31 protein-coding genes are annotated in these 23,567 nt (G+C 67.8%); 2 read left to right on the top strand and 29 right to left on the bottom strand.

The features are described from left to right. Window positions 1–11: 11 nt before the first annotated feature. The 28 genes from NYF13_RS33520 to NYF13_RS33385 form a co-directional block, all read right to left on the bottom strand. Complete coding sequence (locus NYF13_RS33520; RefSeq protein WP_315661940.1) at window positions 12–647, bottom strand: hypothetical protein; 636 nt, start codon at window positions 645–647, stop codon at window positions 12–14. 16 nt (window positions 648–663) lie between these two features. Continuing rightward, window positions 664–1,263: a hypothetical protein gene (locus tag NYF13_RS33515; protein ID WP_315661939.1), complete on the bottom strand. Its 600-nt coding sequence runs from the start codon at window positions 1,261–1,263 to the stop codon at window positions 664–666. A gap of 89 nt (window positions 1,264–1,352) precedes the next feature. Beyond that, on the bottom strand, window positions 1,353–2,252 hold the full coding sequence (locus NYF13_RS33510; protein ID WP_315661938.1) for a hypothetical protein: 900 nt from the start codon (window positions 2,250–2,252) through the stop codon (window positions 1,353–1,355). A gap of 310 nt (window positions 2,253–2,562) precedes the next feature. Then, window positions 2,563–2,784, bottom strand: a complete 222-nt coding sequence (locus NYF13_RS33505; RefSeq protein ID WP_315661937.1) for a hypothetical protein — start codon at window positions 2,782–2,784, stop codon at window positions 2,563–2,565. 295 nt (window positions 2,785–3,079) lie between these two features. After that, a complete protein-coding gene (locus NYF13_RS33500) occupies window positions 3,080–3,469 on the bottom strand; it encodes a hypothetical protein (protein ID WP_315661936.1) in 390 nt (129 codons plus the stop codon). Next, window positions 3,466–3,768: a hypothetical protein gene (locus NYF13_RS33495; protein ID WP_315661935.1), complete on the bottom strand. Its 303-nt coding sequence runs from the start codon at window positions 3,766–3,768 to the stop codon at window positions 3,466–3,468. Before NYF13_RS33495 ends, NYF13_RS33500 begins: the two co-directional genes overlap by 4 nt. Continuing rightward, window positions 3,765–3,914: a hypothetical protein gene (locus NYF13_RS33490; protein WP_315661934.1), complete on the bottom strand. Its 150-nt coding sequence runs from the start codon at window positions 3,912–3,914 to the stop codon at window positions 3,765–3,767. The genes NYF13_RS33495 and NYF13_RS33490 overlap by 4 nt, the downstream gene beginning before the upstream one ends. A gap of 65 nt (window positions 3,915–3,979) precedes the next feature. Next, window positions 3,980–4,888 carry a hypothetical protein gene (locus NYF13_RS33485; protein WP_315661933.1) on the bottom strand — a complete coding sequence of 303 codons (909 nt, stop codon included), beginning with the start codon at window positions 4,886–4,888 and terminating at the stop codon, window positions 3,980–3,982. A 447-nt stretch (window positions 4,889–5,335) separates the two neighbouring features. Then, window positions 5,336–5,509 carry a hypothetical protein gene (locus tag NYF13_RS33480; RefSeq protein ID WP_315661932.1) on the bottom strand — a complete coding sequence of 58 codons (174 nt, stop codon included), beginning with the start codon at window positions 5,507–5,509 and terminating at the stop codon, window positions 5,336–5,338. Next, complete coding sequence (locus NYF13_RS33475; RefSeq protein ID WP_315661931.1) at window positions 5,506–5,808, bottom strand: hypothetical protein; 303 nt, start codon at window positions 5,806–5,808, stop codon at window positions 5,506–5,508. The genes NYF13_RS33480 and NYF13_RS33475 overlap by 4 nt, the downstream gene beginning before the upstream one ends. A gap of 109 nt (window positions 5,809–5,917) precedes the next feature. Continuing rightward, window positions 5,918–7,861 carry a DNA polymerase gene (locus tag NYF13_RS33470; RefSeq protein WP_315661930.1) on the bottom strand — a complete coding sequence of 648 codons (1,944 nt, stop codon included), beginning with the start codon at window positions 7,859–7,861 and terminating at the stop codon, window positions 5,918–5,920. Between the two features lie 94 nt (window positions 7,862–7,955). Next, entirely contained in the window at window positions 7,956–8,219 is a 264-nt protein-coding gene (locus tag NYF13_RS33465; protein WP_315661929.1) for a hypothetical protein, read from the bottom strand. Between the two features lie 21 nt (window positions 8,220–8,240). Continuing rightward, entirely contained in the window at window positions 8,241–10,919 is a 2,679-nt protein-coding gene (locus NYF13_RS33460) for a phage/plasmid primase, P4 family (RefSeq protein ID WP_315661928.1), read from the bottom strand. A 174-nt stretch (window positions 10,920–11,093) separates the two neighbouring features. Continuing rightward, window positions 11,094–11,852, bottom strand: a complete 759-nt coding sequence (locus NYF13_RS33455; protein WP_315661927.1) for a hypothetical protein — start codon at window positions 11,850–11,852, stop codon at window positions 11,094–11,096. 76 nt (window positions 11,853–11,928) lie between these two features. Continuing rightward, window positions 11,929–12,435, bottom strand: a complete 507-nt coding sequence (locus NYF13_RS33450; RefSeq protein WP_315661926.1) for a DUF1353 domain-containing protein — start codon at window positions 12,433–12,435, stop codon at window positions 11,929–11,931. Continuing rightward, the gene (locus NYF13_RS33445; RefSeq protein ID WP_315661925.1) at window positions 12,419–12,691 is read right to left on the bottom strand and encodes a hypothetical protein; all 273 of its coding nucleotides are present in this window, start codon (window positions 12,689–12,691) and stop codon (window positions 12,419–12,421) included. The genes NYF13_RS33450 and NYF13_RS33445 overlap by 17 nt, the downstream gene beginning before the upstream one ends. Continuing rightward, a complete protein-coding gene (locus NYF13_RS33440; RefSeq protein ID WP_315661924.1) occupies window positions 12,688–12,954 on the bottom strand; it encodes a hypothetical protein in 267 nt (88 codons plus the stop codon). The genes NYF13_RS33445 and NYF13_RS33440 overlap by 4 nt, the downstream gene beginning before the upstream one ends. Window positions 12,955–12,956: 2 nt before the next feature. Next, complete coding sequence (locus tag NYF13_RS33435; RefSeq protein WP_315661923.1) at window positions 12,957–13,451, bottom strand: hypothetical protein; 495 nt, start codon at window positions 13,449–13,451, stop codon at window positions 12,957–12,959. Next, window positions 13,452–13,712, bottom strand: coding sequence for a hypothetical protein (locus NYF13_RS33430; protein WP_315661922.1), 261 nt, complete (start codon window positions 13,710–13,712; stop codon window positions 13,452–13,454). After that, window positions 13,709–14,122, bottom strand: a complete 414-nt coding sequence (locus tag NYF13_RS33425) for a hypothetical protein (protein WP_315661921.1) — start codon at window positions 14,120–14,122, stop codon at window positions 13,709–13,711. The genes NYF13_RS33430 and NYF13_RS33425 overlap by 4 nt, the downstream gene beginning before the upstream one ends. Further along, a complete protein-coding gene (locus NYF13_RS33420; protein WP_315661920.1) occupies window positions 14,119–14,475 on the bottom strand; it encodes a hypothetical protein in 357 nt (118 codons plus the stop codon). Before NYF13_RS33420 ends, NYF13_RS33425 begins: the two co-directional genes overlap by 4 nt. Window positions 14,476–14,557: 82 nt before the next feature. Further along, entirely contained in the window at window positions 14,558–14,716 is a 159-nt protein-coding gene (locus NYF13_RS33415; RefSeq protein WP_315661919.1) for a hypothetical protein, read from the bottom strand. 128 nt (window positions 14,717–14,844) lie between these two features. Then, window positions 14,845–15,222, bottom strand: coding sequence for a hypothetical protein (locus NYF13_RS33410; protein WP_315661918.1), 378 nt, complete (start codon window positions 15,220–15,222; stop codon window positions 14,845–14,847). An 88-nt stretch (window positions 15,223–15,310) separates the two neighbouring features. Further along, window positions 15,311–15,634, bottom strand: coding sequence for a hypothetical protein (locus tag NYF13_RS33405; protein ID WP_315661917.1), 324 nt, complete (start codon window positions 15,632–15,634; stop codon window positions 15,311–15,313). Further along, on the bottom strand, window positions 15,631–16,650 hold the full coding sequence (locus tag NYF13_RS33400) for a hypothetical protein (protein WP_315661916.1): 1,020 nt from the start codon (window positions 16,648–16,650) through the stop codon (window positions 15,631–15,633). The genes NYF13_RS33405 and NYF13_RS33400 overlap by 4 nt, the downstream gene beginning before the upstream one ends. A gap of 153 nt (window positions 16,651–16,803) precedes the next feature. After that, the gene (locus NYF13_RS33395) at window positions 16,804–17,961 is read right to left on the bottom strand and encodes a methyltransferase domain-containing protein (RefSeq protein ID WP_315661915.1); all 1,158 of its coding nucleotides are present in this window, start codon (window positions 17,959–17,961) and stop codon (window positions 16,804–16,806) included. Window positions 17,962–17,965: 4 nt separating this feature from the next. Continuing rightward, entirely contained in the window at window positions 17,966–18,937 is a 972-nt protein-coding gene (locus NYF13_RS33390) for an MvdC/MvdD family ATP grasp protein (RefSeq protein ID WP_315661914.1), read from the bottom strand. 1,173 nt (window positions 18,938–20,110) lie between these two features. Further along, on the bottom strand, window positions 20,111–20,551 hold the full coding sequence (locus tag NYF13_RS33385) for a hypothetical protein (RefSeq protein WP_315661913.1): 441 nt from the start codon (window positions 20,549–20,551) through the stop codon (window positions 20,111–20,113). Window positions 20,552–20,895: 344 nt separating this feature from the next. Here NYF13_RS33385 and NYF13_RS33380 point away from each other — a divergent pair, with 344 nt between their 5' ends. Together NYF13_RS33380 and NYF13_RS33375 are read left to right on the top strand one after the other, a co-directional pair. After that, on the top strand, window positions 20,896–21,909 hold the full coding sequence (locus NYF13_RS33380) for a helix-turn-helix transcriptional regulator (protein ID WP_315661912.1): 1,014 nt from the start codon (window positions 20,896–20,898) through the stop codon (window positions 21,907–21,909). Further along, window positions 21,910–23,037 (top strand): helix-turn-helix transcriptional regulator, encoded by a 1,128-nt coding sequence (locus NYF13_RS33375; RefSeq protein ID WP_315661911.1) that lies wholly within the window; start codon window positions 21,910–21,912, stop codon window positions 23,035–23,037. It begins immediately after the preceding gene. Between the two features lie 58 nt (window positions 23,038–23,095). Here NYF13_RS33375 and NYF13_RS33370 read toward each other — a convergent pair whose 3' ends face one another. Beyond that, window positions 23,096–23,392 carry a hypothetical protein gene (locus NYF13_RS33370; RefSeq protein ID WP_315661910.1) on the bottom strand — a complete coding sequence of 99 codons (297 nt, stop codon included), beginning with the start codon at window positions 23,390–23,392 and terminating at the stop codon, window positions 23,096–23,098. Window positions 23,393–23,567: the final 175 nt, after the last annotated feature.

Genomic DNA, 23,567 nt, shown 5'->3' with positions numbered 1-23,567 from the left:
AGCGGGCCGAGCTACTTGAAGAGGGTCTGGATCTCGTTGAAGGTGGCGTCCGCGGTGGCAGCGCTATTCGGGTTGAAGTGGAAGGCGGCGATGTTGAGCCCGTCCTTGCGGGCGGTGAACTTCGCGGTCATCTTCGCCGACGAGCCGGCCACGAGCTGGCGCGGGAGATCCGCTGCTCCGCCCTCCTGGACGGCCCAACTCGTCGCTTTGTACTGGTCGGCGCCGTAGAGCAACTCGGCCCGGACGGAGCTGCCTTCCGGCGGGAAGGCGAAGGTGGTGTTACCCCGATTGGAGATCTCGGTGGTGATCGTTACCAGGGTGTTCTCGGTGGGGTCGGAGTCGTAGATCTTGGGGTCGGCCGGCTTCGAGGTGGCCGAGACGACGCGGACCTGGATGTCGCCGGGGAGCGTGAGCGGAGCCGTTGCAGGGCCGGAGACTGTGGGCGGGTTGTTCACGCAGAAAGCCTTGTGCTCGTTCAGGAAGCTCGGATCGGCGCACTGCGCGGGGTCGAGGCCGGCGTCTTGCTGGGTGACCGAGGGGGCGGGGCTGGGCGCGGCCGGTGCGGCGGTGTCGGTGCCGCCGCACGCGGCCAGGACCAGAGCGCCGGCCACCGTGAAGAGGCCGACCGAGAGTCTTGAGGTGGGCATAACCGCCCACTTTACGTCATTCCGGGCGCTTCGAGAACCTCGCGCGGTTCAGGAGGAACGCGATGACCGGGCCGACGGTCGCGGCAGGGACCACGACGGCGCCCAGGTCGCCCTCGAAGACGAAGGCGCCTTCGCGGCCGTGGTTCGCGCACTGGCGCTCCACGTAGTGGATGTCCAGGACGTCTCCGGCGTAGTCGACGACGCGGAAGTTGCTACCCGGACCGGGGGTGACGGACAGGCCGTCCCAGGGCTCGCCGGTAAGCGCGGTGGCGACCTTCTCCTCCTCGGCGCCGAGGGCGGTGTCCGCGGTCTCGACCCACGTGGCCAGCTCGTCGTCGGCGGCCAGGAGCGCACGGAAAGCGGAGTCGACCTCCTCGTCCGGCTGGGCGGGCCTGTAGTCGTTGACGAACGGCTCCACGCCGTCGAGGCCGAGGTAGCGGTTCCCGTGCGCAGAGGCGACCAGGAGGACGTCGACCTCGGCGCCGTCCTCGATCTTGGTGACCTGCTCGATGACGGTGACGACGTCGCCGGCGACCAGCTCGGTTGCGTAGGGCTTGTCGGCCAGGACGCGGACCTTGTCGCCGGGGCGGTACTCGGGGTTGGCGGTGGCGCTCATGGTGCTCCTTCGGAGGTGTGTAAACGCAGAAGAGGCCCGGCCGCCGGGACACAGGGTCTCCGGCGGCCGGGCCTCGGTTCAGGGATGGATCAGCGGGCGGTGTGGACGAGCTTCGCCGCGCGGAGGTACGCGATGAGCTTGTCGACCTGCTCTTCGGTGAGGTACTCGCGAGAACCGCGAACCTCCATCATGATCACGTCCGAGTCCGGATGGAGGTCCGGGCCTACGTCCAGGCTGTTGATGTGCAGCGTCTCGGAGGTCACGCGCCGGGCCTCATCGAGGGTCATGTCCGGTGCCGTCTGGACGCGGTGCGTGCTCGGTGCGGCCAGCGCGCCGAGGTCGACGCGTCCTCCCTTCGCGTGCTCGCCGAGGATGAACTCACCGAGTCCGATGAGGGTGTCGAGCGTCGCGTCCTCGCCGAGAAGCGCATGGGCCGCGTGGGCGGCCTGGAGGCGTTTGGGGTCGATCAGGGCGTCCACGGGCTTCGGCCTGCTCTCCGCGGTCGGCTCGTCAGCGTGGGTCATCGGTAGGGACCCGGCGACCCGCTCCACCGTGGTCGCCCGGACGAGCGCGGCGCCGACGCGCACCCGGTGGAATCCCGGCCGGATGCCGTTCGCCGGCACGGCCTCTTCGACCGTGCCGGTCTGTCCGATCTTCAGGCGGCTGCCCGAGGAGTCCGAGGGCAGGACTTCGACAACGCGGACTCGATCACCGACGCTGACCCGGCCGGGCTGGGTGAGCGTAGGGAGCTCCGCCTGGAAGCGCCCAGTCTTCAGGGTGTCCCGCTCGATGCGGGTGGCGCGGATGGTGCAGGTGGTGCGGGAGCCATCCCAGGCGTTGACCTCGACGAGGTAGGCAGGCTTCCCGCTCGCGTCGTTGGTGGAGCCGACAGTGCCACGGAACCGGCCCTTCTTTCCGACGTAGATGTGGCTGTGGATCGCTTCGACCTCGCGGACGATGACCGGGTCGTTGCGGCGGAACGTGGTCATGTGGACGCTCCTCGGTAGGGAGTTTCTCTGTCGGAGATGGACTTCTGCGCACGCGATATGACTTGCTCACCAGAGAACGGAAAGGCCCCGCTGCCCAGGGCGCGGGCGGCGGGGCCGGGGAGGAGCAGGTGCTACCGCTGCTCGCGGACGGCGTCGAGGAAGCCGTCAAGTGCGGCGGTTCCGGCGAACACGGCCAGCGCGGCCAGCGCCCAGGGCCACGACCACGCGATGACGGCGACGCCCATGAGTAGGACGAGGCCGCCGCAACCGATCAGGCGAAGGACGCGGGTGCGCCCAGGTTCCTTCTGGTTCACGGGGTTCCTCCCGAGGTGAGGTAGTCGAGGGCTTCGCCGAGTTCGGCGATGAGCGTGCGGACGGTGGCGGGGTCGGCGGTGCGGACGGCGTTGGTCGTGCGCACCGAGAGCGAACGGATCGCGACGACGCGTCCGCCGGCGCCGTCGTGGCCGAGGAGGACGTCCAGTGAGCCGCCCATGCTTCCGGCGAGGGAGCGCCGGGCGTGGCGGACGCTCATGTCGCGCCGGCCGCGTGAGCCCGGGGGCGGTCTCGGTGGGGCTCGGTGAGGGCGTCAGAGAGGTTGGAAGGCAGCATTCGAGGGCGTTGCTCCAGGTTGCCGGTGTTCGGGGGGCGGCCGTCAAGGGCCTCTTGACGCCGAAGGGCCTCCGCCCAAGGCGCTGGGCGCCGAGGGCGGAGGCCGGGGTCGGGCGGCTCTCAGCCGCGCTTGTCGTTCTTCCCAATCAGGTGACCGAGGAGGAAGCCGCCGAGGAGGGCAAGACCCAGCCAGGCCAGGAAGAACCAGGCCAGGAAGCTCACTCGGCGACCTCACATCCGCGCGGGTAGCCGGTCCGTTGCCAGCGGGCGAGCCGGGCGACGACGGCGTCCAGGTCGGCGAGGATCTCCTGGTCCTCGGCGTCGATGAGGCCGTAGCGTCGGGCCGTCTTGGCCGTGAGGAGCGCCCGCGCATGGACGGCGCGGGCGTCCGTGAGTAGCCCGCTGGAGCGCATCCCGACCGGGAGGGTGTGCTCCAATTCGAGCTGCCGGACCGCGGACTCGGCGTCCTCGCGCCGGGCGTTGCGCCCGTAACAGCGCTCGATCTCGTCCACGATCATGAACGGCCGGACCCGGTGCTCGTCGGGACCGAAGTGGTAGCGGTTACCCGGGTTCGCCGGTGTGTCGACGACGCGGAAGGTCTTGGTCACGTGCGTCCGATTTCCTCGATCAGCGCGAGGGCCGCGGTGGCGGCCTCCTCGGCTGCCTCGCGGGTCTTGTAGCCGCCGTCGAAGTAGCAGGACAGGTTCTCGGCGCGGAGGGCCTTGTCGAACGCCTCGCGAAGTCGGGCGGCGAGATCTTCGCGTCCGGCCGTGGACCTGATCGCGAGGCCCTCGGCCGCGAGCTGCTTGACGACGTCCTCGGCTCGGCGGAGAAACGGTGTCGTTGCGCCGTGGCCCTCCAGCGCGTAGGCCACGGTCGAGAGGACGCGGAGGTCCGTGGCGGTCATCGCCGGGTCCCGGGGCGGGCCGGGAGGCCGGTGACGACCTCCCTGGCGAGTTCGGCGAGGCGGGTCTCCATCTCGTCCAGCTCGTCGAAGTCGAGGGGCCACGTGTCGGTCAGGTCGTCGGCGGAAAGCGTTGAAACGGGGGACATGTCGGGCTCCTGCTCGGTCTTTTTCTTGGGCTGATCGGGAGTTCTGCGGGTCGGGCGGGAGTTGCTCAGTCGCTTTCCGCGGCGAGGGATTCCAGAGCGGAGCGCATGGTGGCGAGGGCCTCGCGCTTGTAGCGGTTGCAGCTCGACAGGGCGAGGCCCATGCACTGGGCCACTTCGCGGTCGCTCATGACGAGGTCGTCGACGTCGGTGCGGAAGCCAGCGCGGGACCGGAGATTCTCGGTGGTGAGGTCGTCGAAGCCGTAGCGGAGGCGGAGGATCTGGGCCTCCCGCTCGGCGACCTTGGTAAAGGCCCAGCGGACGAGGTCGCGGTTCGCCAGGTCCTCCTCGAACGCGGCCATGTGATCGATGAGGATGCGCTCGTGTTCGTTCCAGTCCCCGGCGGCGCCCGCATCGCTGTCGCCCGGCGCGATGTCGAGGGAGATGAGCATTCCGTAGGCCCGGTGGACGGCGAGGAACGTGGACGGGTCGAAGCCGTTCGGGGTGGTGCGGCATTCCTCGTAGGCGGCGCGGACGTCGCCCGCGTGCTTCTGGACGAGGCGGAGGTAGCGGGCGGCCACGTTCTCCTTGATCGCAACGACTCCGCGAGTGCGGGTCTTGTCGGACAGCTCGAAGCGCAGCATGGTCCGGATGTCGCGGGAGAAGGGGAGTTCGGAGTTGAGGTCGTACTCGCGGATGGCCTTCATGAAGCGCTCAAGGCAGATGGCTTCGGCCTCGTCGTAGCCGAGGGTCGGGGCCGTGCGGGCCATCGAGCGGATGAGCGGGGTGAAGCTGACGACGAGCTGGGTGAGAGCGGTTTCGGAGGCGGCGGTCTTGCCGAAGGTGACGGTCTCTTCGCCGGTCTCCGGGTTGGTGGTCACCGTGCAGGGGACGTCCTGTGCGGCGGCGATGAGGGCACACTGCTCCTCGTGCGACAGAAAACTCTCGGTGGCGAGGATATTGGTGTAGTCGCGCACGAAAAAAACTCCTTGAATTGGTAAAGTTGCAGAAAGTGACAATTGAGGGCACGGGTATGCCCGGGTTTGCGCGGACGCGCGCTCCGAAGACGGACGTGGCGTGACGTCTGCACGTCCGAGAGCTAGGACGGAAGTCCTTGTGTGGAGCCGTTTCGGGCGCGGGGAAGGCGCCGGACGGTACGGCTGTCAGGAAGGGGAGGGCTTAGCCGAGGAGAGGAGCCTGCTTTCGGGGTGTTCGGTGCCGGAGTTCAGTCGCAAGGGCTCGTCCGACGCTCTCACCGAGAGTTCTCGGTGGAAAGAACGTAACAGGCTCCCCGGGCCTGATCAACACCAGGGGGAAACTACTCAGATTCGTGATATCTACTTGTAAGTAGCAAAAGACCCCCGCGCTCCATAGTGGAGTGCGGGGGTCGTGGGTGGGCGCGGGTGCTCTCGGTGGAGCCTCCGTCAGCCGGCGGTGGAGAGTGTCAGGTCGTCCGTCTCGTGTGGGTCGAGCTCGTGGCGCTCGTCCTGGGGAATGTCCCAGTTCATCGCAGCAACCGCGGTGCGGGCCTCGGCGAGCAAGCGCGCGTGCAGGACCCGGCCGCCGAGTTCGACAGCCGAGGGGACGGAGCTGGTCACTGTGTTCCTTCCTGGCCCTCCCACCGGTTCACGGCGGAGTGGAGCGCGGGGATGTGCGGTTCGAGGATGGCCCGTGCCTTGAGAAGCGCCAGGCGCGTCGAACGGATCTCGTCCGACAACGCAAGCCGACGGGGGTCGAGCACGGTGTCCAAAGTGGGATTGGAGACGCCATTCGACGCGGGCACCTTGGATGCACGAGTTCCAGGCGGCGCCTCGTACTGAGCGTCGATTGCAGGAGACAACACACCCCCCAGGCGCGTCATGGTGTCGATGAGCTGCTTGAAGCTTTCCTTTACCATACTCAACTGATCTTTTACCTTTCAACTTTGTTCATCGCCCGTTGGGCGCATTCCGTAACCTGCGAACGTATGTTCGAAAAGTGGGATGGGTCACATGGCCGAACCCTTGTCAGGAAGCGTCAAGCAGGGCCTTTTCCTCCTCGGGCATGTAGCCCGCACCCCAGCTCCGGCCGTATACCTCGGGCTCCGACGCAATCGGGATCTCACGGAGCGTGGTCTCCATGAGGCGGCCGATCTCGCGGATGACCTCCTCCGCGTCCTCCGCCGGGGCCTGGCAGACCAGCTCGTCGTGAACCGGGAGGAGCACGTGATGGCTCAGGCCGGCGTCGTCGATCCGGCAGAGCGCACGGGCGAGAACGTCCCGCGCGGTGCTCTGGACCACGTAGTTCGTCGCCGCGTAGGCGCGGTCGCGGTCGAGCGGCAGGCGGCGACCGATCGGCGTGTAAACGGCCCCGCCCTTGTACGCGGCCTGGCGCTGGAGCGTGCGGCCGAAGCGCGGGATCTCCGGGTAGACCTCGTCGTAGCCGTCGGCCGCGGCCTTGACCGGCTCGTAGGGCAAGCCCGCCTGCTTGGCCAGCCCGGTAGGGCCGCCGCCGAAGACCTTGCCGAAGCCGATGATCTTCATCAGGCCGCGCATCTTCTTCTGCTCGGCCGGCGAGGCGGCGTCCCACCGTGCTCCGTAGACCATCCGGGCCGTCTCGGTGTGGAGGTCGGCTCCGGCGGCGATCAGCGTCTTCATGCGCGAGACGTCGGCCAGCGCCGCGAGGACGCGCATCTCCACTGCGGAGTAGTCCGCGGCGACGATGAGCTGGCCCGGGTCGGCGAGGATCGCGCGCCGGATGGTCCAGTCGCCGGAGGGGAGCTGCTGGAGCGGCGGGCCGGACACACTCATCCGGGCCGTCCGCGCGGCCAGGCTCTTGATGGAGGGGTGGATGCGGTCGTGCTCGTCCCGGTCCAGGAGGAAGGGGAGGGCGTAGCTTTCCTTCCACTTCTCCGCGCGCTTCGCCCGGACGATGGAGTCCGCGAGGGGGTTCGGCTCGCGGATGCCGAGCCGCTGCCAATCCTTGTTGAGGTCGGCCATCGGCAGGAGCACTTCCTTGCCCACGGCCGGATTTCCGGTGTCGGTCTTGTCGTTCCAGGCTTCGCCCATGCCCAGAAGGGCCGCGATGACCTGGGCTGTCGAGTTGACGTTCTCGACCCCGTAGCCCTTGGCCGCGTGACGGTAGGTCTCCGCCTCCTCCATCAGGCGGCGGATGAGCTTCTCCGTGTACTCGACGTCGACCAACAGGCCGCGGCGCTGCTGGCGGGCGAGAATGAGCTGGACGCGGTGCTCGAACTGGGCCAGCTTCGAAAGCCCGGCCTGCTTGATGATGACACCCAGCTCGGCGAGGAGCCGGGCGGTGTAAACGACGTCGAGCCCGGCGTAGGTGACGTAGAGCGGGTGGTCGATGGCGACGTGGGTGAAGCCGTACGCGACGTGCGGCTTCTTCGGGTACTGCTGCTGCCACGCCAGGATCTCGTCGCGCGAGACGGTCTTCTTCCAGGCCCGGTACAGCTCCAGGAAGATCCCGTTGAGGCCGCTCTGGGTGTCGGCGGCGTCGGAGTCGACGTACACAGTGGACATCGGCTTGAGGCCGAGGCCCGTGCCGCCGTCGGATTCGGTTCGCGGGTCGCACAGGTGACCGAGGATGTAGGTGTCGAACACCCGCGGGCCGAGTGACTCCAGCGACGCGAGGCCGCACCGGTCGAGGACCAGAAGGTCGAAGACCGCGTTGTGCGCGACGAAGCGGAGGTCCAGGCGGGCGAGTGCGCGCTGGATCGCGGCCCGGAACCGGTCGGTCCGAAGCACCCACGCTTCCCGGGCATCGCCGAACTGGACGAGTCGACACTTGAAGGTTTTGGAGTAGATCTTGAGGCCGGTGGTCTCGGTGTCGAGCGCGATGATGCGGGGGAGAGCGGTGAGGAACCGTTCGAAGCCGGCCAGATCCTCGCCGTGCTCAGGGAAGTGAATGGGGATTTCGTCCCCGTTTACACGGTGCTTGAAAATCTTCACGGGCCGCCGTCCTTCTTGGTGCCGGGCGTGGGAACGCGAGAAGGCCCCGCCTCCCGGGCGGGGAGGCGGGGCCTGGTGGTGGACCGGCGGAGGGCTACTCGCCCAGGAGCGTCCGGAGGTTCTCGATGACGACGGCGTTGTCCTGCCGCTGGGCGGCGGCCTCGGCGCGGACGTCCTCCAGCCGGGCGGCCTCTACGGCGGCCTGGGTCTCGACGTCGGCGAAGCGGGCGTTCGCCAGCTCCAGGTCGTCGATGGCGTGCCGGAAGGTGCCCTTGGCGTGAGCCGAAACGCCCGACGCGGTGGAGAAGATCTCGTCGAGCGAGGGCGGGGTGGCAAGGACGTTCGTGCGCTTGGACATCGGGTGCTTGTGCTCCTTCGATCAGAGGAAGGCGTCGAGGCTGGGGGCCTCGACCGCGCCTTCCACCGGTACTTCTGCGAGGCGCTCGGCTTCTGCTCGCGATTCCTCAGACGAGTTGCCGGGGGCGGTCTTCTCGGGGGCACCGTGCTCAGAGGGGCGGCGCTTGCGGATGCCCTTGAAGGTCACGGTCCCGCTCGGTAGGGTCTTGACGGCGCCGCGCTCTTCGAGGGCCTTCCAGAACGTCGAGCGCTTCCAGCGCTCTTTGCGGTCGAGCTGCTCCTCCTCGCACCACTCCTGGTAGAGGCCCCAGACGTCCTGTCCCTTGATCCGGCCCTTCGGGTCCTTGACGAGATGCTCGGCGTAGAACTCGGCGAGGTTGTCGGAGGTCTCCTTGAACTCCGCGGTGGCCCTGGTGACGACTTCGGGGTCCTGGAGCGTTTCGCGGAACCATTCCCGTGCGCCCTCGACAGCCCAGGCCAGAATCCCGGCCGGACCGTCGCCGTAGTCCTCGCCGTCGCGGTAGGCGGCGTCGGGTACGCGCTTACCGAGGAACTTGGCGGTGAGGTACTTGTCCTTGTCCTCGTCGGTGAAGGTGCGGTCGAAGGGCACGAGCTTGACCCGCCTCCAGAGGCCGTAGTCCTGACCGCGGAAGTTGGGCTTGTAGTTCGTCGCCAGCATGATCAGGAAAGCCGGTACGAATTCGAAGAACTCCTTGCGCATGAAGCGCGCGGAGATCGTGTCGCCGCCCGTGAGCCGCTTGATCACGGCTTCCGCCATCTGGCGGCCCTGCTCGCCCTCGGACGCCATGACGAGCCGGGAGCCCTTGAGCGCGGCGATGTCGTTGGGGATGCCGCCGGAGGGCTTCACCTCGAATGTCGAGAAGGGCGTGGTGGTGGAGATGCCCTTGAAGATCCCGGTGAGGGTCTCGATGAAGACGCCCTTGCCGTTCGAGCCGCCGCCGTAGAACACAGCCAACGCCTGTTCGGTGGTGTGCCCCGTGATGCCGTAGCCGACGAGCCGCTTCATGTAGGCCGGGAGGTCCGGATACTTCTCGAAGATCTCGCCGAGGAACTTCTCCCAGCGCGGGTTGCGGGCGCCCTTGAGGTAGGACGTCTCGACCCGGCGCAGGAGGAGGAGGTCTTTGGTCGCCGCGGAGTACGGCGCGAGGTCGCCGGACTCCAGGTTGACGACCCCGTTCCCGCAGGCGAGGAGGTGAGGGTGCTGGTCGAAGTCCTCGTAGGACGCAAACACCCCCGGGAGCGCGCGAAGCTCACGGATCATGGAGTCGATGCCCTTGGTGGACATGACGTAGGAGACCAGCGATCCGGAGCGGGCCTTCTTGCGCTGGGCGTCGAGGAGGTCCCCGGTGGTCTCGCGGAGGGCCTTGTCGTCGATGCCGGCGACGCGGGTGTCCATCGCCTGCATCCGGTCGAGGATGGCGCGCTGGACTCGAGCCGCGACGGTCTGGGCCTGCGAGCGGACCCACTCCGCGTGGTCGACCTGCCAGGTTCCGGCGTCCGGCCGGTAGGCGATGAAACCCGCCTCGGTGGTGAAGCGGACGTCGCCGCCCTGCTCCTGGATCACGGCGAGGAGCGTCTTGGCGTTGTAGACGTCGGAGAAGAGGCGGGTGATGTCCTGGGCGATCTGCTCCACCGTGATCTCGTCGGAGCCGTAGCGCGGTGCCTCCTGGACGGCCTGGACGAAGGCGCGGTCGAAGGCCGCCCCGGCCAGCTCCCGCCACTTGGTGATGTCGTTCCCGCCCTCGACGGGGATGGTGAGCTTGTGAACCTCGACCTTGCGCGTCGAGAGCGCGGCGGCGACGTCGCGGGTGAACTTGGCCCCGGCGGTGTCGGCGTCCCCGGCGACGACCACGCGGCGCCCGGCGAGCCCGGCGGCCAGCTCGTCGGCGAGCGCAGCGTTCGCGCCGAGCCCGGCGCCGCGGATGAGGATGACGTCGTAGCCGAGCGCGGCGGCGGTGAGCGCATCGCCAGGGCCCTCGGTGACCACTACCTCGGCCCAGCCGGAGCCGCCGGAGAAGTAGCCGTACTTCGACCACGCGGCGCCCTCGGGGTTCTTCGGACCCGACCACTTCGCGCGGACGCCCTCCTCGCGCAGGGCGCGGGCCTGGAGGTAGTGCGGATGGCCGTCGAAGTCGTTGAACGGCACCACGAGCCGCGGTGCGTCGTGGTAGAGCGCGCGGGAGAGGATCAGCTTTCCGCCGTCCACGGTGCCGTCGTCATAACCGAGACCCAGCTCCCAGAACTTCTCGGTGTCAACGCCGAACCGGCGGTAGGCGTAGTCGAGCGCCTCGGCGGTCTCGGCGTCGCGAGCGTGCTGGATCGCACGGTCGAGGTAGAACTTGAGCGCGGCCCGGTCGCCCACCGAGGGCTTCTCAGGCACGCGGCCCGCGGAGCGGAGATCGTCGATCGGGCCGGGCTCGACGTCGAAGAGGTCGGCCATCGAGAGGTCGAGCGCCGTGAGCACGTCCCTGGTCTCGCATCCGGCGCGGCACTTGAGGCCGACCTTGCGCGACTCGGCGTTGTAGCCGACGCGCAGCGACGGCCGCGCGTCCTCGTGGGCCGGGCACGTGACGACGTACCCGTTGGACTCGGTCTCGACCTCGTCGAAGCGGTCGAGGAGAGCGGCGAGGGTGAGGCGATCCGACGGCCCGGCGGGGGCGGGGTCGTTAAAGAGGTCCACGGTGCTCCTGCTTGTTTAAACGACGGAAGGCCCCGCCCTCCGGGTGGAGGACGGGGCCTTCCGGTGCGCGTCCTTGGCGTCGAACCGGGACCTCTGCGAGGAGGCCCGGTTCTGCTCACGTCAAGGCAGGCTTGACGCGGTTCGGCCGCTCAGGACGGGACCGAGCTGATGGGCTCACGCACGCGCCAGGCGGCCGTAGTCGTCACGCCAGACCTGGGTCGGGTAGGGCTGGCCGGGGTAGAACCGGTCGTGCCAGACCCGGCTGGCCGTGTCGGTAGGGCCTTCCCACTTGCCGTCCGCCCAGCTGCTCGTCGCCCAGGCCGAAGCCGGGACACCGGCGACGCAGCCGTGGTAGATGAGCCACTGCTGAATGTTGCGGACCTCGTCGCGCTCCGAGCCGTAGAAGCCGCCGTGGCTGGCGGCAGGACCACGGAGATTGCCGTAGTAGTGGCCTGTCGGCAGATTCCAGGCGAAGACGCCCGGACGCCCAGCCGGAGCCGGGTTCGAGGTGACTCCGCCGAGGAAGCCCCACGGCGCGTTCGAGTCGAAACCCGCGCGATTGCGGGAGAATGACACGTGGACGTGCTGGGTGTGCGGGTTGGAGCCGTTGTACGGCGTCCAGCGTGAGAAGTCATCCGACGTGATGCGCCGGTTCCAGATCACGTACCCGCCGCCTGCCAGTCGCGGGTCGCCGGCCGCGCCGAGCTTGCGCAGCTCCTCGGCCAGCCATCCGGCATCGATGCCGTCCTTATCGATGTCGCGGGCGCGGACGACACCGACGCCGTCCACCACTACCCACGGGTTGTGGTCGGACGTCCGCGACGCGTGCGCGGCGTCGCCGATCGTGCCGTCGCTGGCCTTGTCACGGCCCGGCCATCGCGCGTTGACCGCGGCGACGAGGGTGAGGCTTGCGTTGCAGTTACGCCAAGTCATGAAGGGAAGTTCCTTTCGGAGACGACGAAGGCCCCGACGTCCGAAGTGGACGACGGGGCCTCCGCTGTGGGCGCGGCTACCGGCGGAAGAGCCGGGCCACGGAGGAGGCCGCCCGCAGGACCAGGCGGCCTCCGACGGCCAGGAGCGAGGCGGGGACGATGACCGGTGCGGCAAGGGCCGTGAGGCCCAGCACGGCCGGGGCGTCCTTGCACCACTCGGGCCGACGGATCGGGTTGAACACGGCGCCCCAGCGGACGCCGACCCAGACGAGCCAGCGCGTGACGATGTCCACGTCCAGTTCGCGCATGATGCGGCGGAAGACGGCGTCGGTGTCCCGCGCCGAGATCTCGCCGGCCGCGATGCCGACCGAGCAGAAGTAGTCGTGGACGATGGCGGCCTGGGTGTAGGCGCCGAGCTTCGGGATGGCCCAGGAGACGACGGCCGGGATCGTGGCGAAGTCGGTGACGAATCCGCGCGGGATGCGCCACGAGTCGACCTGCCCCCAGTAGAAGGCGTCGCGGAGGACCTCGAAGCTCACGCCGTCCGGTCGGCAGGCGACCTCGGGGTCATTCGGGAACGGCACTCGTGCACTCCCTCTCGTGAACGACCTCGTTGCCGAGGGCAATGGGCTTCCACTCGGGGTGGGCCTCCTCGACGCGACCGACGACCCGCGACGGGTCTCGGTGACGGGTCGCCCCGGTGAGGCGGGCCTTCGCCTTGCCGGCCGTGTCGTACGGGCCGAGGTAGTAGTGGTGGACGACGTGGCCGCTCTCGTCGAGGAGGCGGATGGACGCGCGGTAGAGGACGTCGCCCTCGTACTGCCGGGCGTAACTGCTCACGCGCTGACCTGCTCCCAGGCCGCCACGGTGGACTCGACGTGGCCGTCCACAGTCTTGCCATGCGTCCGGCCGCAGCGCTCGGCGTACGCGCGGTTGTGGTCGTTGCGCCGTTTCGCGCGGGTGACCGCGGCGCTCGCCTGGCGCCGGTCGATGAACGGGCCGTAGTAGTAGGTGGAGACGCTGGGCTCCTGGCCCTCGCGCTCGATCGTGGTGGTGACGGCTCCCCGGAACAGCTCCGGCGCCTCCGCGTGAGTACGTGCCATGATCAGCTCCTCTTGTCCGAAGTGGACGAGCCGCGGTGCCAGGACTCGCCGCCGCCGTGCTCGTCGTAGGCGTGGCCGTCGAGGGCGACGAGGAAGTAGCGCAGCGATCCGGGCCGGGTGGCCCAGACCCGTCCGGTCCGGTCGGACTTCTCCCAGACCTCGAACCGGTGGCCGTTGGCTTCGATGACGGCGCCGGGCTCGCCGGACTTTGCCGCGAAGACACCCTTGCCGGGCTTCGGCGGCCGGTAAGTCGGGACGGCGGCCTTGCGCGGGAAGCCCGCCCAGCCCATGCCGACCCAGCGGACCGTGTTGCCGTGCCAGGGCAGGCCGGGCGCGTTGACCGTGTGGGTCTCGGCGCCGTCGCCAGGGTGGCCGTCCTTGATGCGCTGGGCGGGCACACCCGCGCGGACGAGTGCGTTGTGGAGCGCCGGGGCGCCCTCGACGAACGTCCGCGCGGGCTCGCCGCCGTCAGGCGTGACGGTGACCTTGTAGCGCACTCAGGCCGCCCGGTGCACCCGGCGGGCCGCGCGCTGGCGCTTGCCGGCCGCGCGGCGACGGCGCTTCTCTGCGGGCTCGATGCCCGCGAAGATCGGGACGCCCGTGTTGCGGGACCTGACGTTGAGGGCCACGAGGGTCCGCGCGGCCACGGGGAGCGCGGCGCGCAGCGAGTGCGGCCGGGGCGCGGCGGGGAGGCCCTCGGTCGGCGCGGCAGCGAACTCGGCGCCGTGGGTCCAGCCGATCTCGGTGGGTTCGGTCACTTGGTCTCGTTCTCCTTCTGGGTGTCGGCCATGTGCTGGTCGAAGAGGGCCGGGCTCGCGCGGAGGAGCTGCTGCTCGGCGCGGCGGAGCCGGGCGACGACGAGGCGGAAGGTGGCCAGCGTCATCACGGCGTAGCCGCGGTCCACGCCGTAGCGGCGGCGCTTCACGACGGCCGCGCCGTAGGGCTCGCCGGCCGCGGTGGCCTGCTTGTCGGCGTCGTTGAGGTAGCCGGAGAAGTTGTGGCTCGCCTCGTCCTTGAGCTGGAGGGCGAACGGCGAGAGATGGATGTCTCCTACGTCGATGTGGCCCTCCTGACGGGGCCGGATCGCGGCCCGCCCGAAGACCTCCCGGAGGAAGTCGAGGACGGACCGCTCCCAGCGCGCGCCCTTGGCCGCGTTGGGATTGCTCACGCGGCGGAGGCCAGGGTCAGCCGTCGTGCGGGGTGGCGGGCCGCCTTCTGCCGCTGGGCCACGATGATCTCGGTGGCCCTGGCCGAGCGACGGGAGCCGAGGAACGGCAGGATGGCGTGGAGCACGGCCACCGCGGGCTCGCCGGTGATCTGGGCGACGAGCAACGGCTTGCGATCCGGGACGATTTCCGGATGGGTCTTCGCCTGCATGAGGTCGGCGGCGCGGAGGATGACGTCGAAGTCGGTCATCTTCACGCGAACGCGGGGGTTGCCGCGCGGGGCGTCGAAGCACCCTTCGCCGTCCAGTAGACCGGCCAGCCAGGCAGCATCAACGCGGTCGAGGTCGAGGGTCACTCGTGGATCTCCTTGGAGCGGGTGCAGAAAGGCCCCCGTTCCCTGGGGAGGGAACGGGGGCCTTTCTTGGGGAGTGGAGAGGTCAGTCCTCGACCGGCAGGCCGTGCGCCTCGCGGTACGCCTTCACGGCCGCTGCCGACAGGAAGCCGCGGACGCCGACCTCCAGGTCCGGACGGTTGGCGCGCAGGTACGCGCGCATCTGCGCGGTGGTCGGTTCGGTGGCGGCGTCGGTCTCGTTCACGTGCGTCTCCTCGAAAGTTCTTGGGTGCTACCAGCGGGCGGGGTGGTCGGGCCGCCCGGTCCAGCCGTGTCTCCGGGAGGGGCCTGGCTCAGCTACTCGGCCCGACCGTGACGATCTCGGTGGCGAGATCAGAAGGGAGTGTCGACCGACTTGGCCAGGAACTCCCGGCCGAGGGTCTTGTCCTCGGCCGTCGCCGCGGCCAGCGTCCACGGGGCACTCTGGCCCGGCTTCTTGTGGCCCTGGCCCAGCCGGCCCAGCACCATCGCACCGATGGACGGCTTGAGCTGGGACTGGAGGACCTTCGGGAAGACCAGGGTGTCCACATAGGATTCACCGCTGTGGTCGCCGTCCAAGACGAAGACGTCGGCGCGGATGGCCGAGGAGTCCCCGTGGACAGTCTTGATGCTGTGCTCCTGCCCGTGAACCTTGACCAGCAAGAGGGAACCGTTGAAGTTCTTCCACTCGATGCCGGTCGCGGTGCTCGGGTCCTTGAATTCGTCGCTCATGCGGGGGCGCTGCTCCTTCTCGTGCCTCGCGAGTGAGCCGGCTTTTCCCGGCTCACTGGGAGAGTTCTGCGAGATGGAGCGCGTCTGCTCAGCTTTGCGGGCAGGTCTTCGCGGCGGCTTCCTGCGCGGCCTCGGCGGTCCGGATCGCGGTGTTGAGGTCGGCAATGGACGGTTCGCGGGGGACTGGCTCCGCGGCCTTGCGCAGGAACGGGGGGAGATCGACGAGGATTGCGAGCGGGCCGACCGTGATGAAGCCGAAGCCATGGTCGAGGGCTCGGCCGAACTCGACGGCCTCTGCGGCGCTTCGCCGGCCGATGGCCGGGATGAAGTAGTGGAGGATGGATCGGATCACGTTGTCCCCAGGAGGAAAGGCCGGGCGGGGACCGTGATGGTCCCGCCCGGCGGTGGTCACGAGGAGGTGGACTCCAGCTCGGCTTTACGCACGGAGGCGAGCGCGGTGAGGCCGGGCGTCCAGATGTCCTGGTGCATCGCGTGGATGCCCTTGAGCTCCGCGTAGGACGCGGCGCGGCGGATCATCTCCGGGATGGGCGTGGCGGTCGGGCGCGCGGTCACCGCGGCGAAGGGCGTCCCGATGTCCTTGCGCTTGCGCCAGGAGTGGACGCCCGGGGCGAGCGCCGAGGCGGCCTCCCATCCGGCCGCAATGTCGACCCAGATGAGCTGGGCCTGACCGGAGCCGGCCGGGAGGTGGCAGACGATGGCCCAGCGCGGGTGGACGTCGGGAAGCGGCGTCCGGGTGCCCAGAGTGTGGTCGTAGTCGAGGGAGTTGCCGTAGACGCCGAGCTGCATGGCGATCTTGTTGAGGCCGAAGAGGCCGGCGTCAATGGAGCCGCCGGTCTTGAGGTCCCAGATGACGTTGCCCTCGACCAGCTCGCCGTCGGGCGCGACGAGGCCGCCGACCGGGACGCGCATGATGCGGTCGTAGGAGCCGCCGACGCGGAGCGCGTCGTTTACACAGAAGCCTTCGATGGCAACGACGGTGAAGCCTTCGGTGATCTGGCGGTACGCTTCGATGTCGGGCTCAAACTCCTCGGGGATGTAGCCGAGGGGGAGGCCCTTGTCGATGTTCTCGGTGAAGGTGTGGAGCGCGGTGCCCATCGTGGCGGCGGCCGAGCCGGAGGCGGCTTCGAGGGCGGCCTTCGCGAGGTCGTTGAGGGTCCGTTTCTGGAACCGGTCCTTCGGGTTCGTGATCGCGGTGGCGGCGAGCTGGAGGTCCCGGCGCTGGGCCATGCCGAGCGCGACCATGCGCATCTGCCACTGTCCGAGGTGGTAGGTGTCCTCCAGGACGCCGACGAAGGTGGTGGTCCGGGTGTAGGGGACGGCCTCGGTCTCGCCCGGCGGCGTGATCAGCGGGCGGCCCCAGCGGTCGCGCGGGAGTTCGGTGGCAACCGTGGTGAACGGATCGGTCATGTGCGGGCTCCGGAGTGGTGTGAGGGTGTGCCACTTCGGGAGGTCTGCGGGATGCTCGTCCACTACTCAAAATCCCCGTCTCGGCGAGGCGTGCCGAGACGGGGATTTTGAGGTGCTGTATGCCGCTTGTCAGCGGTTACTTTCGAGTGCTGTCTAATCGGCGCTTCCGGTGAGAGGCCATGAGTGGTCTCCCTCCGCATCGTCGAGCCAGACGTACTGACAGCCGGTCACGTTCGCGGCCGTGACGCCCATGCGGTTTGCGCCTGGCCGGCCAAGGTTGTCGAACGCGCTGGCCGCGTGCTCGACGATGTCCCACAGCCGATAGTGCCCATATTGCCGCACACGATGCTTGCCGTCCCCGTTCGGGCTCAGACTTGCCTCCGCCCGAACCCTGCCACGGTGGGCGACCACGAGGTCCTGTTTGTCCATCCTGCCCATCTGGATTCCGGGCGCGTGCAACCACAGGAACAACGCGAAATCCGGATCGAGCGCGGTGGCAGGGTCCAGCGCGGTCATGCCGTAGTGCGGCACCCCGAAAACCCCGGTCGAAAGGACTCGGCCCGGGGCGAGAGGGTTGCTCACGTCGTCGCGCAGCGGCATGAACAGAGCAGGGAACGGATCGATCACGCCGACCACCTCATCGTCGGCGGTCTTGTCCAGCACCAGTAACGGACCAGCGGTGGCGGCGTCGAGCGGTGCCACAATCCGGCCCTCGGGCGCAAGCTGGTCGATCCACGCTGGCGGAATCGACGAGACCGCGCACGTCGCGATGATCCGATCGAATGGCCCTCCTTCAGGCCAACCCGCCGCCCCGTTACCGACGACGATCCGCGGATGGCGGCCGGTCGAGGCGAGACGCTCGCGGGCGGAGTCGGCCAAGTCCGGGTCGAGTTCGATCGAACCCACCATGTCCGAGCCGAGCCGGTGTGAGAGCAGTGCTGCGTTGTATCCGGTACCGGTGCCGATCTCCAGCACTCGGTGCCCTTCCCGAGCTTGGAGCAACTCCAGCATCGAGGCCATGACGCTCGGCTTGCTCGATGACGAGCTTGGAACGCTCACCTCGGTCGTCCCTGCCGGAACCTGGCGGACCTGCGTGGTGAGGGCTTCGTCCGCATAGACCATGTCCAGCCAGCGCGGATCATCGGTCGTGATCAACTGGCCGTTGTCGACGATCGCGGGCACGTACCGGTGACGCGGCGTGGCGGCGAACGCCGCGCGCCACGCCAGGTCCGTCAGCACCCCTGCTGCCACCATGTGATCCGCGAGGGCGGATGCCCGGGGCGCCCAGTCGGCAATGTCGATGCCATCCACGGAGCTACTCCTTCATCAGTTCGTCGGCGATCGCCGAAGCGATCGGCAGGTCACATGCTTCCGCCAACCAGCCCCACGCGCCAGTCGCGTTCGCCTCCAGGGCCACCCACGACTCATCCGGGCGTATAACGAAATCGAATGCGCCGAACGCTAAACCGGATATTTTCAAGTATCGGAGTATTCCTGTGCGCACTTGTTCGGGAACCTGGATCACATTGTACGTGTGCGAATCGTAGTCGGACCGCCAGTCCACCAGGCCATTCTCGCTGTCGACGTGAATTGTAACTGCGAAAATTCGATCCCCGACGACGGTGACCCGGGCCTCGTACGACTTGGCCTGCCACTGCTGGAACAGGTGCGCGGTCAGCTCCACGCCGTGGAGGGAATCCAGTTCAGCTGGCCCCACACGGCGCGTGTAAACGAGTGCCTCACCTCCGGATTCGTACACTATGGGTTCGGCCAGGGGCTTTACTATCAGGTCGCCGACAGATTCAGCGAAGGCGCGAACCGCTTGCGCATCGTTGGTAATTAGCGTGGGCGGGATAACCAATCCTGCTCGCTTGAATAACGTGAGCTGGCGTGGCTTGTAGGCCGCGTCGGCTATCGCGGACGGGTGCGAGAACCATCGAACAGGCAGGCTCGCCAAGATTCCACCCAGTCCGACTCGCGCCTGGGCTCGGCTGAAACGAAGTTCGGGACCGGACATGCCTGCTGGCATTTCGAATTCTGTCGGTTTCCCATAATAGATGGAAGTGATTTGATCTAGCGCCAGCGTATTCACATTGTCGCGAAGTGATCCTCGCCAATTTTGCGCGTCGGAGGTGAGTGTTGCGGCAAGGCGCGATGCGACGGGAAAATCTGCGGTGTTTAGCTGTTCCCAGCGGACGCCGCGTTTGTCGAGTTCGGCGCCAACCTGCTTGACCGCCCAGTCTCGGACGCCAGCCATTACGACGAACGGATCGGTGGCCTCAGTCATCGGGCACCGTGTATCCGTCTTCGATCATCTTACCGTCGCTGTTGCATTTGTTGGAAATGTACGTGTTGCCGGCCGCTGTACGGTGCCTCGATGCTGGTAGCGGGTGAACCTGGCGTGCCGTTATGTCGCGTAGAATGAACGGGCGTGTGGAACTGGGGGGCTCGTCGCTCAGGGGAGGGTTCTTGGCGTTTACGGGAAATCGATGCACCGGGGGCAGAAGTGGGTCATTTTGTGGCTGACGCGAGTCAAGGGCTCCGGTCATGCGTATTTATCTCCTTTCGATTTCCGTTTAGAAGGTTCGTGCATTGGGAGCACGTCCATTCGGGGGCAGGCGCGGCTACGCGCGATGCGCTGATTCCGTAGCGTTCGTGGCGAAGTCCGAACGGGCGGTGCTCCTCGCACCACGGCAGAAGTCGGAGAGGGTAATCGGCGGCGAGCTGGTCGCGGCGGTAGAGGTGGGCGACCTGGCGCAGGAAGTAGCGCCACTCGTAGGCGGCGGCTGGTGACATGGCCTGCCTCGTGAGCGCGGTATACAAAGCTCCTCAAGGTTTTTTGGGGTTCCATTTTTCGATTGCACTCAATTTGCTGTGTTTATCTCGGGAACAAGGACGGAGTCTCGATAAGGGGTCAGAATGACGTAGCTATTCACGGGAGAAACCCCGCACTCGGCGCACGAATGCTCCTCGCACGCAAACCATAGTGTATGCGCCGCCTCCTTTCTAAGAGGGTCCTCCAGGTCGGTAATTATTTGGTAGGGAAAAAATTTCCCGTCAAGAAAAGATCGTGCAATTATGATTGTTACCCAGTCGGGAAACCAGTATGCATGGGGCCACGAATAATCAACTGGCGCGTCGTGTCTCAAAGGCTCGAAACGGCCGGTGTCTCGTTTCTGGCGGCCTGCCCAGGGCTGGTAGTTATGTGCGAGCATTCCGAAGTCATAGGCGTCTACTGTGACCGGCCATCGCGCTACAGGGTGTGCCGTGTCATTTGCGTCGGAGGTCATGAAGGTTCCCGGGCTCGTGAGGTGGAGGTCGGCCCCGGCCGGGCTGGGGGGCTCGTTCCCGACCGGGGCCGACGTTCGGGGAGCCTCCGCGGCCTAGGAGGCGGTTCAGCTTGCGCTGGTGAATAGGCGCGGTCAGCGAACATTGCCACTCGCGATTCGCACGCGACGTCTCAGCACGGGCCTACTTGCTCTTCACCAAACCATGTCGGGTGTGGCGCGGGTCGCTGGACGAGTCCGGTTGGTCGGATCGTGGCCGGTGTCCTTGCCTCGGCGGGGATGAAGCATTTCGGATGCGGGGTGAGGACCTGGAACGGTGCGTCGGCCTGGCCGGGCGCACCGATGGTCAGCACGGCGCGGAGAGTCCACTCGGCCGGCGCTAAGTACTGCCATGAGACCAGAGTGGGGAGGAAGACGTCGGTGTCTGGAAAGGTGGGGGTCCGGAAAGCAACGGCGTCCTCCTCATCCCGAAGGATGAAGACATCGGCGCAGGTCGCCCACCTGAAGGTCGCCGCGTAGATGTCCGGGCCAGCTTCATCGTGCCCGAAGAGGTGGAGCGTCCACTTCCGGCGGCGAAGCTCGTCGAGAAGGCGCTTCAGAGCAGGCGAGGTCACTGCCTCTCCCTGCTGAGGACCTCGCGGGCCGGGCGGCGCGTCGCGCGTCGCTTCGAACGTCCTTGCTTCCACTCGGCTAACCATCGATAAACCACCCCGATCGCGAACGCAGCGGCGAACAGGGCAGTAACGGCCACGGCCAGCAAGAGGCCAAGTAGTCCGAAGTCCACGCCCATCGCCCGTACCCCTCAGTCGTCTTGGAGTGGCCGCTCCGGTCGGAATCCGTAGAACTTGGAGAACGGAAGCTACGACCGAGGCAGCCCACTCATGTAGCCTGGTCGTTACAGGACGTGATGTGAACCGGTCAGGGGTTTGCAAGGGTTAGCAACTCGGTGGAGAGCGGCTTGAACGAGCTGGGTGCGCGGTTGCGGGCGGCACGCGAGGCCGCTGGAGTAAGCCTGAACGTGATGGCCGCGAAGACGCACTACAGCAAGCCCTACCTCAGCCAGCTCGAACGCGGCATCCGCGCGGTCAACTCGGACCACGGCGAGGCGTACTCTCGCGTACTGAACGTGTCCGCCGAGGTGCTCCGCGGCGCCCCGGGTGACCCGCTTGGTCAACTTTTACGACGGCTTGGTGACGAGGCCGACACGCTGGCACCTCCAGAGCGGGAGCGTTTGAACGCGCTGATCAACCAGCCCCGATCCGTCGACCACTCGGCCTTGGAGTCCCTCGGCAGCGTTCTGGGAGCAGTCCGTCGGCTCGAGGATGAGACGAGCGCCGGCCACGTGACTCCAATGGTCGACACCCAGCGAGACATCGTCGCGACCTTCGCCGCCGAGGCGCGGTCCCACGTTCGACCGGCCGTCGTCGGCCTGCTTTCGGAGCTGGAGCAGTACCGCGGATGGCTGGCGATCCCCGGAGCGCGTTGGCGACAGTCGAGGCAGCACCTCGACCGCGCCGCGGTCCTCGCGATGGAGGCCGACGATCCGCTCCGGCTCTCGACCGCGTTGTCCTTCGCCGCCTACGGAGCCATCCGACGGCGGGAGTTACGGACGGCGGACGCGCTCTCCGCCGCTGCGAGCAGAGACACCCGTGTCCATACCGGACTCCGGACCTACGAGACATACCAGCGGGCCGAAGTCCTTGCGCGCAGCGGCGAGCGCATTGACGCCGTACGCCTCCTGTCCGAGGCGGACGGCATGGTTGACAACCTTCCTCCCGAAGACGAGTTGCCGCCGTCCGGCTACTGGTATACGGCGGCCTTCTTCCTCGGCCAGCACGCGTTCGTCCTGCGCGCTCTCGGCGACCGCACCGGGGCGGCCGAGGCCGCTCGTGATTGCCTGGCCGAGATGCCGGAAGAGTGGTCGTCATCGGAGTGGGCTGTTCGGCGCCGCGAACTCGCCGAGGTGAGCTGAGTGCCGACGCAAGGCTGGAGCGAGCTGGGCGGAAGACTGCGGGCAATGCGGGAGGCCGCCGGAGTAAGCCTGAACGCGATGGCCGCGAAGACGCACTACAGCAAGCCCTACCTCAGCCAGCTCGAACGCGGCATCCGCGCGGCCGGATCGGACCACGTCACGGCGTATTCTCGTGCGCTCAATGTCGCCGCCGATGCGCTTAGCGGTCCATCCCAAGACCCCCTCCGAGTGGCTCACGAGTGGCTGGTGGCCGATACGCCCGTCGCTCTGCACAGAGAGGCGGGCCGGCGAGTCGGGGAGAGCCTCGTCGACGAGCTGGAGCGGCGAGTCATCGAACTCCGGCTCCTGGACGACACCATCGGAGGCGGCGACCTCATCCCGCTCGTCCGGCGGGAGCTGGCCGACACGGCCGAGGTCGTGAAGTGCGGGAGCTATACCGAACCGGTTGGCCGACGGCTCCGGATCGTGGTCGGCGAACTGGCCCAGCTCGTCGGGTGGGTCGCCAGCGACGCAGGGAATTATCTGGAGGCCGAGCGGACCTACCTCGACGGCGTCTCTGCCGCGCAGGAGGCCGGGGACAGCGCACTCGCTGGCCAGCTTCTCTCTTCGCTCGCGTACCAGATGTCGGATGTCGGCAACCCTGCCGATGCGGCGCTCCTGGCGAAGAGCGCGGTGGCCGGCGCGCGCACGGCTTCCCCGGTCGTCCGCACGCTGCTGCTGGAGCGTGTCGCGTGGGCGAATGCCCGGTCCCGCGACCGGGAGGCGACCCGTCGTGCGCTGGACGCGGTCGACGATGCTTACGAGGAACGCTCGCCAGGTATCGCCGAGCCACACTGGGTTTACTGGATGTCAAGGGACGAAATCGACGTGATGGCGGGCCGGTGCCTCATCGAGATGGGCGACCCCGTGAGCGCGGCGCCGCTGCTCACCGCTGCCATCGACGGGTACGACGCGGACCATGCGCGCGAGGTGGCGCTTTACCAGACGTGGCTCGCTGAGTCCTATGCGCGGGCGGGCGAGTTGGACGCGGCGCGTGGGGTCATCGAGCGGGCGCGGTCAGCGGCGGCCGACGTGAACTCCGTCCGGCTCATCCGGCGCGTCGAGGCAATTAGGCGGCTCGTCAGTTAGGCGGGGCTGATGGACAAGCTCGTATCTCCCGTCCGGCGACGTCGAGACCGTGCCGCGCTCAGCTTCTCTTTCCGAATCGCTGCTGGGCGGCTTGCCGGGAGATGCCGAGGACGCGGCCGATGTCGCCCCAGGAGTAGCCCTGGCCTTTCGGCTGATCCTGGAGCTTGCGGGCCGAATCGACGATGAGGGCGTCCAGCTCGTCGCGGAGTTCAACGAGGCCCTTGAGGCCCTCGATGTCGAGGTTGGCGACGCGGCGGCCGTAGGCACGCATGATGCGGCGGACGAACTTGCCGTACTTGTCGGTCTCGGTCATCGCGGCGCTATTCACGGTGGTGTTGTTCTCGGTGGAGTGCATGTCGGGAAAATTAGCGAGATCAACGGGATGCTGTCAACCACAGAGAGTTCTCGGTGGTAAAGTTAGGCCAATTGGCCTAGCCGACGCGGGCGCTGGGGTGGGATGCCGGTGCAAAACCCCACTCGAAGTGGGGTTTCACGAGAAGCTCCCCATTAATGTCTTAGAGAGTCAACTT

The organism is Amycolatopsis sp. PS_44_ISF1 (assembly GCF_032335455.1).
GTDB lineage: Bacteria > Actinomycetota > Actinomycetes > Mycobacteriales > Pseudonocardiaceae > Amycolatopsis.
This window is presented reverse-complemented; position numbering and strand designations above follow the sequence as displayed.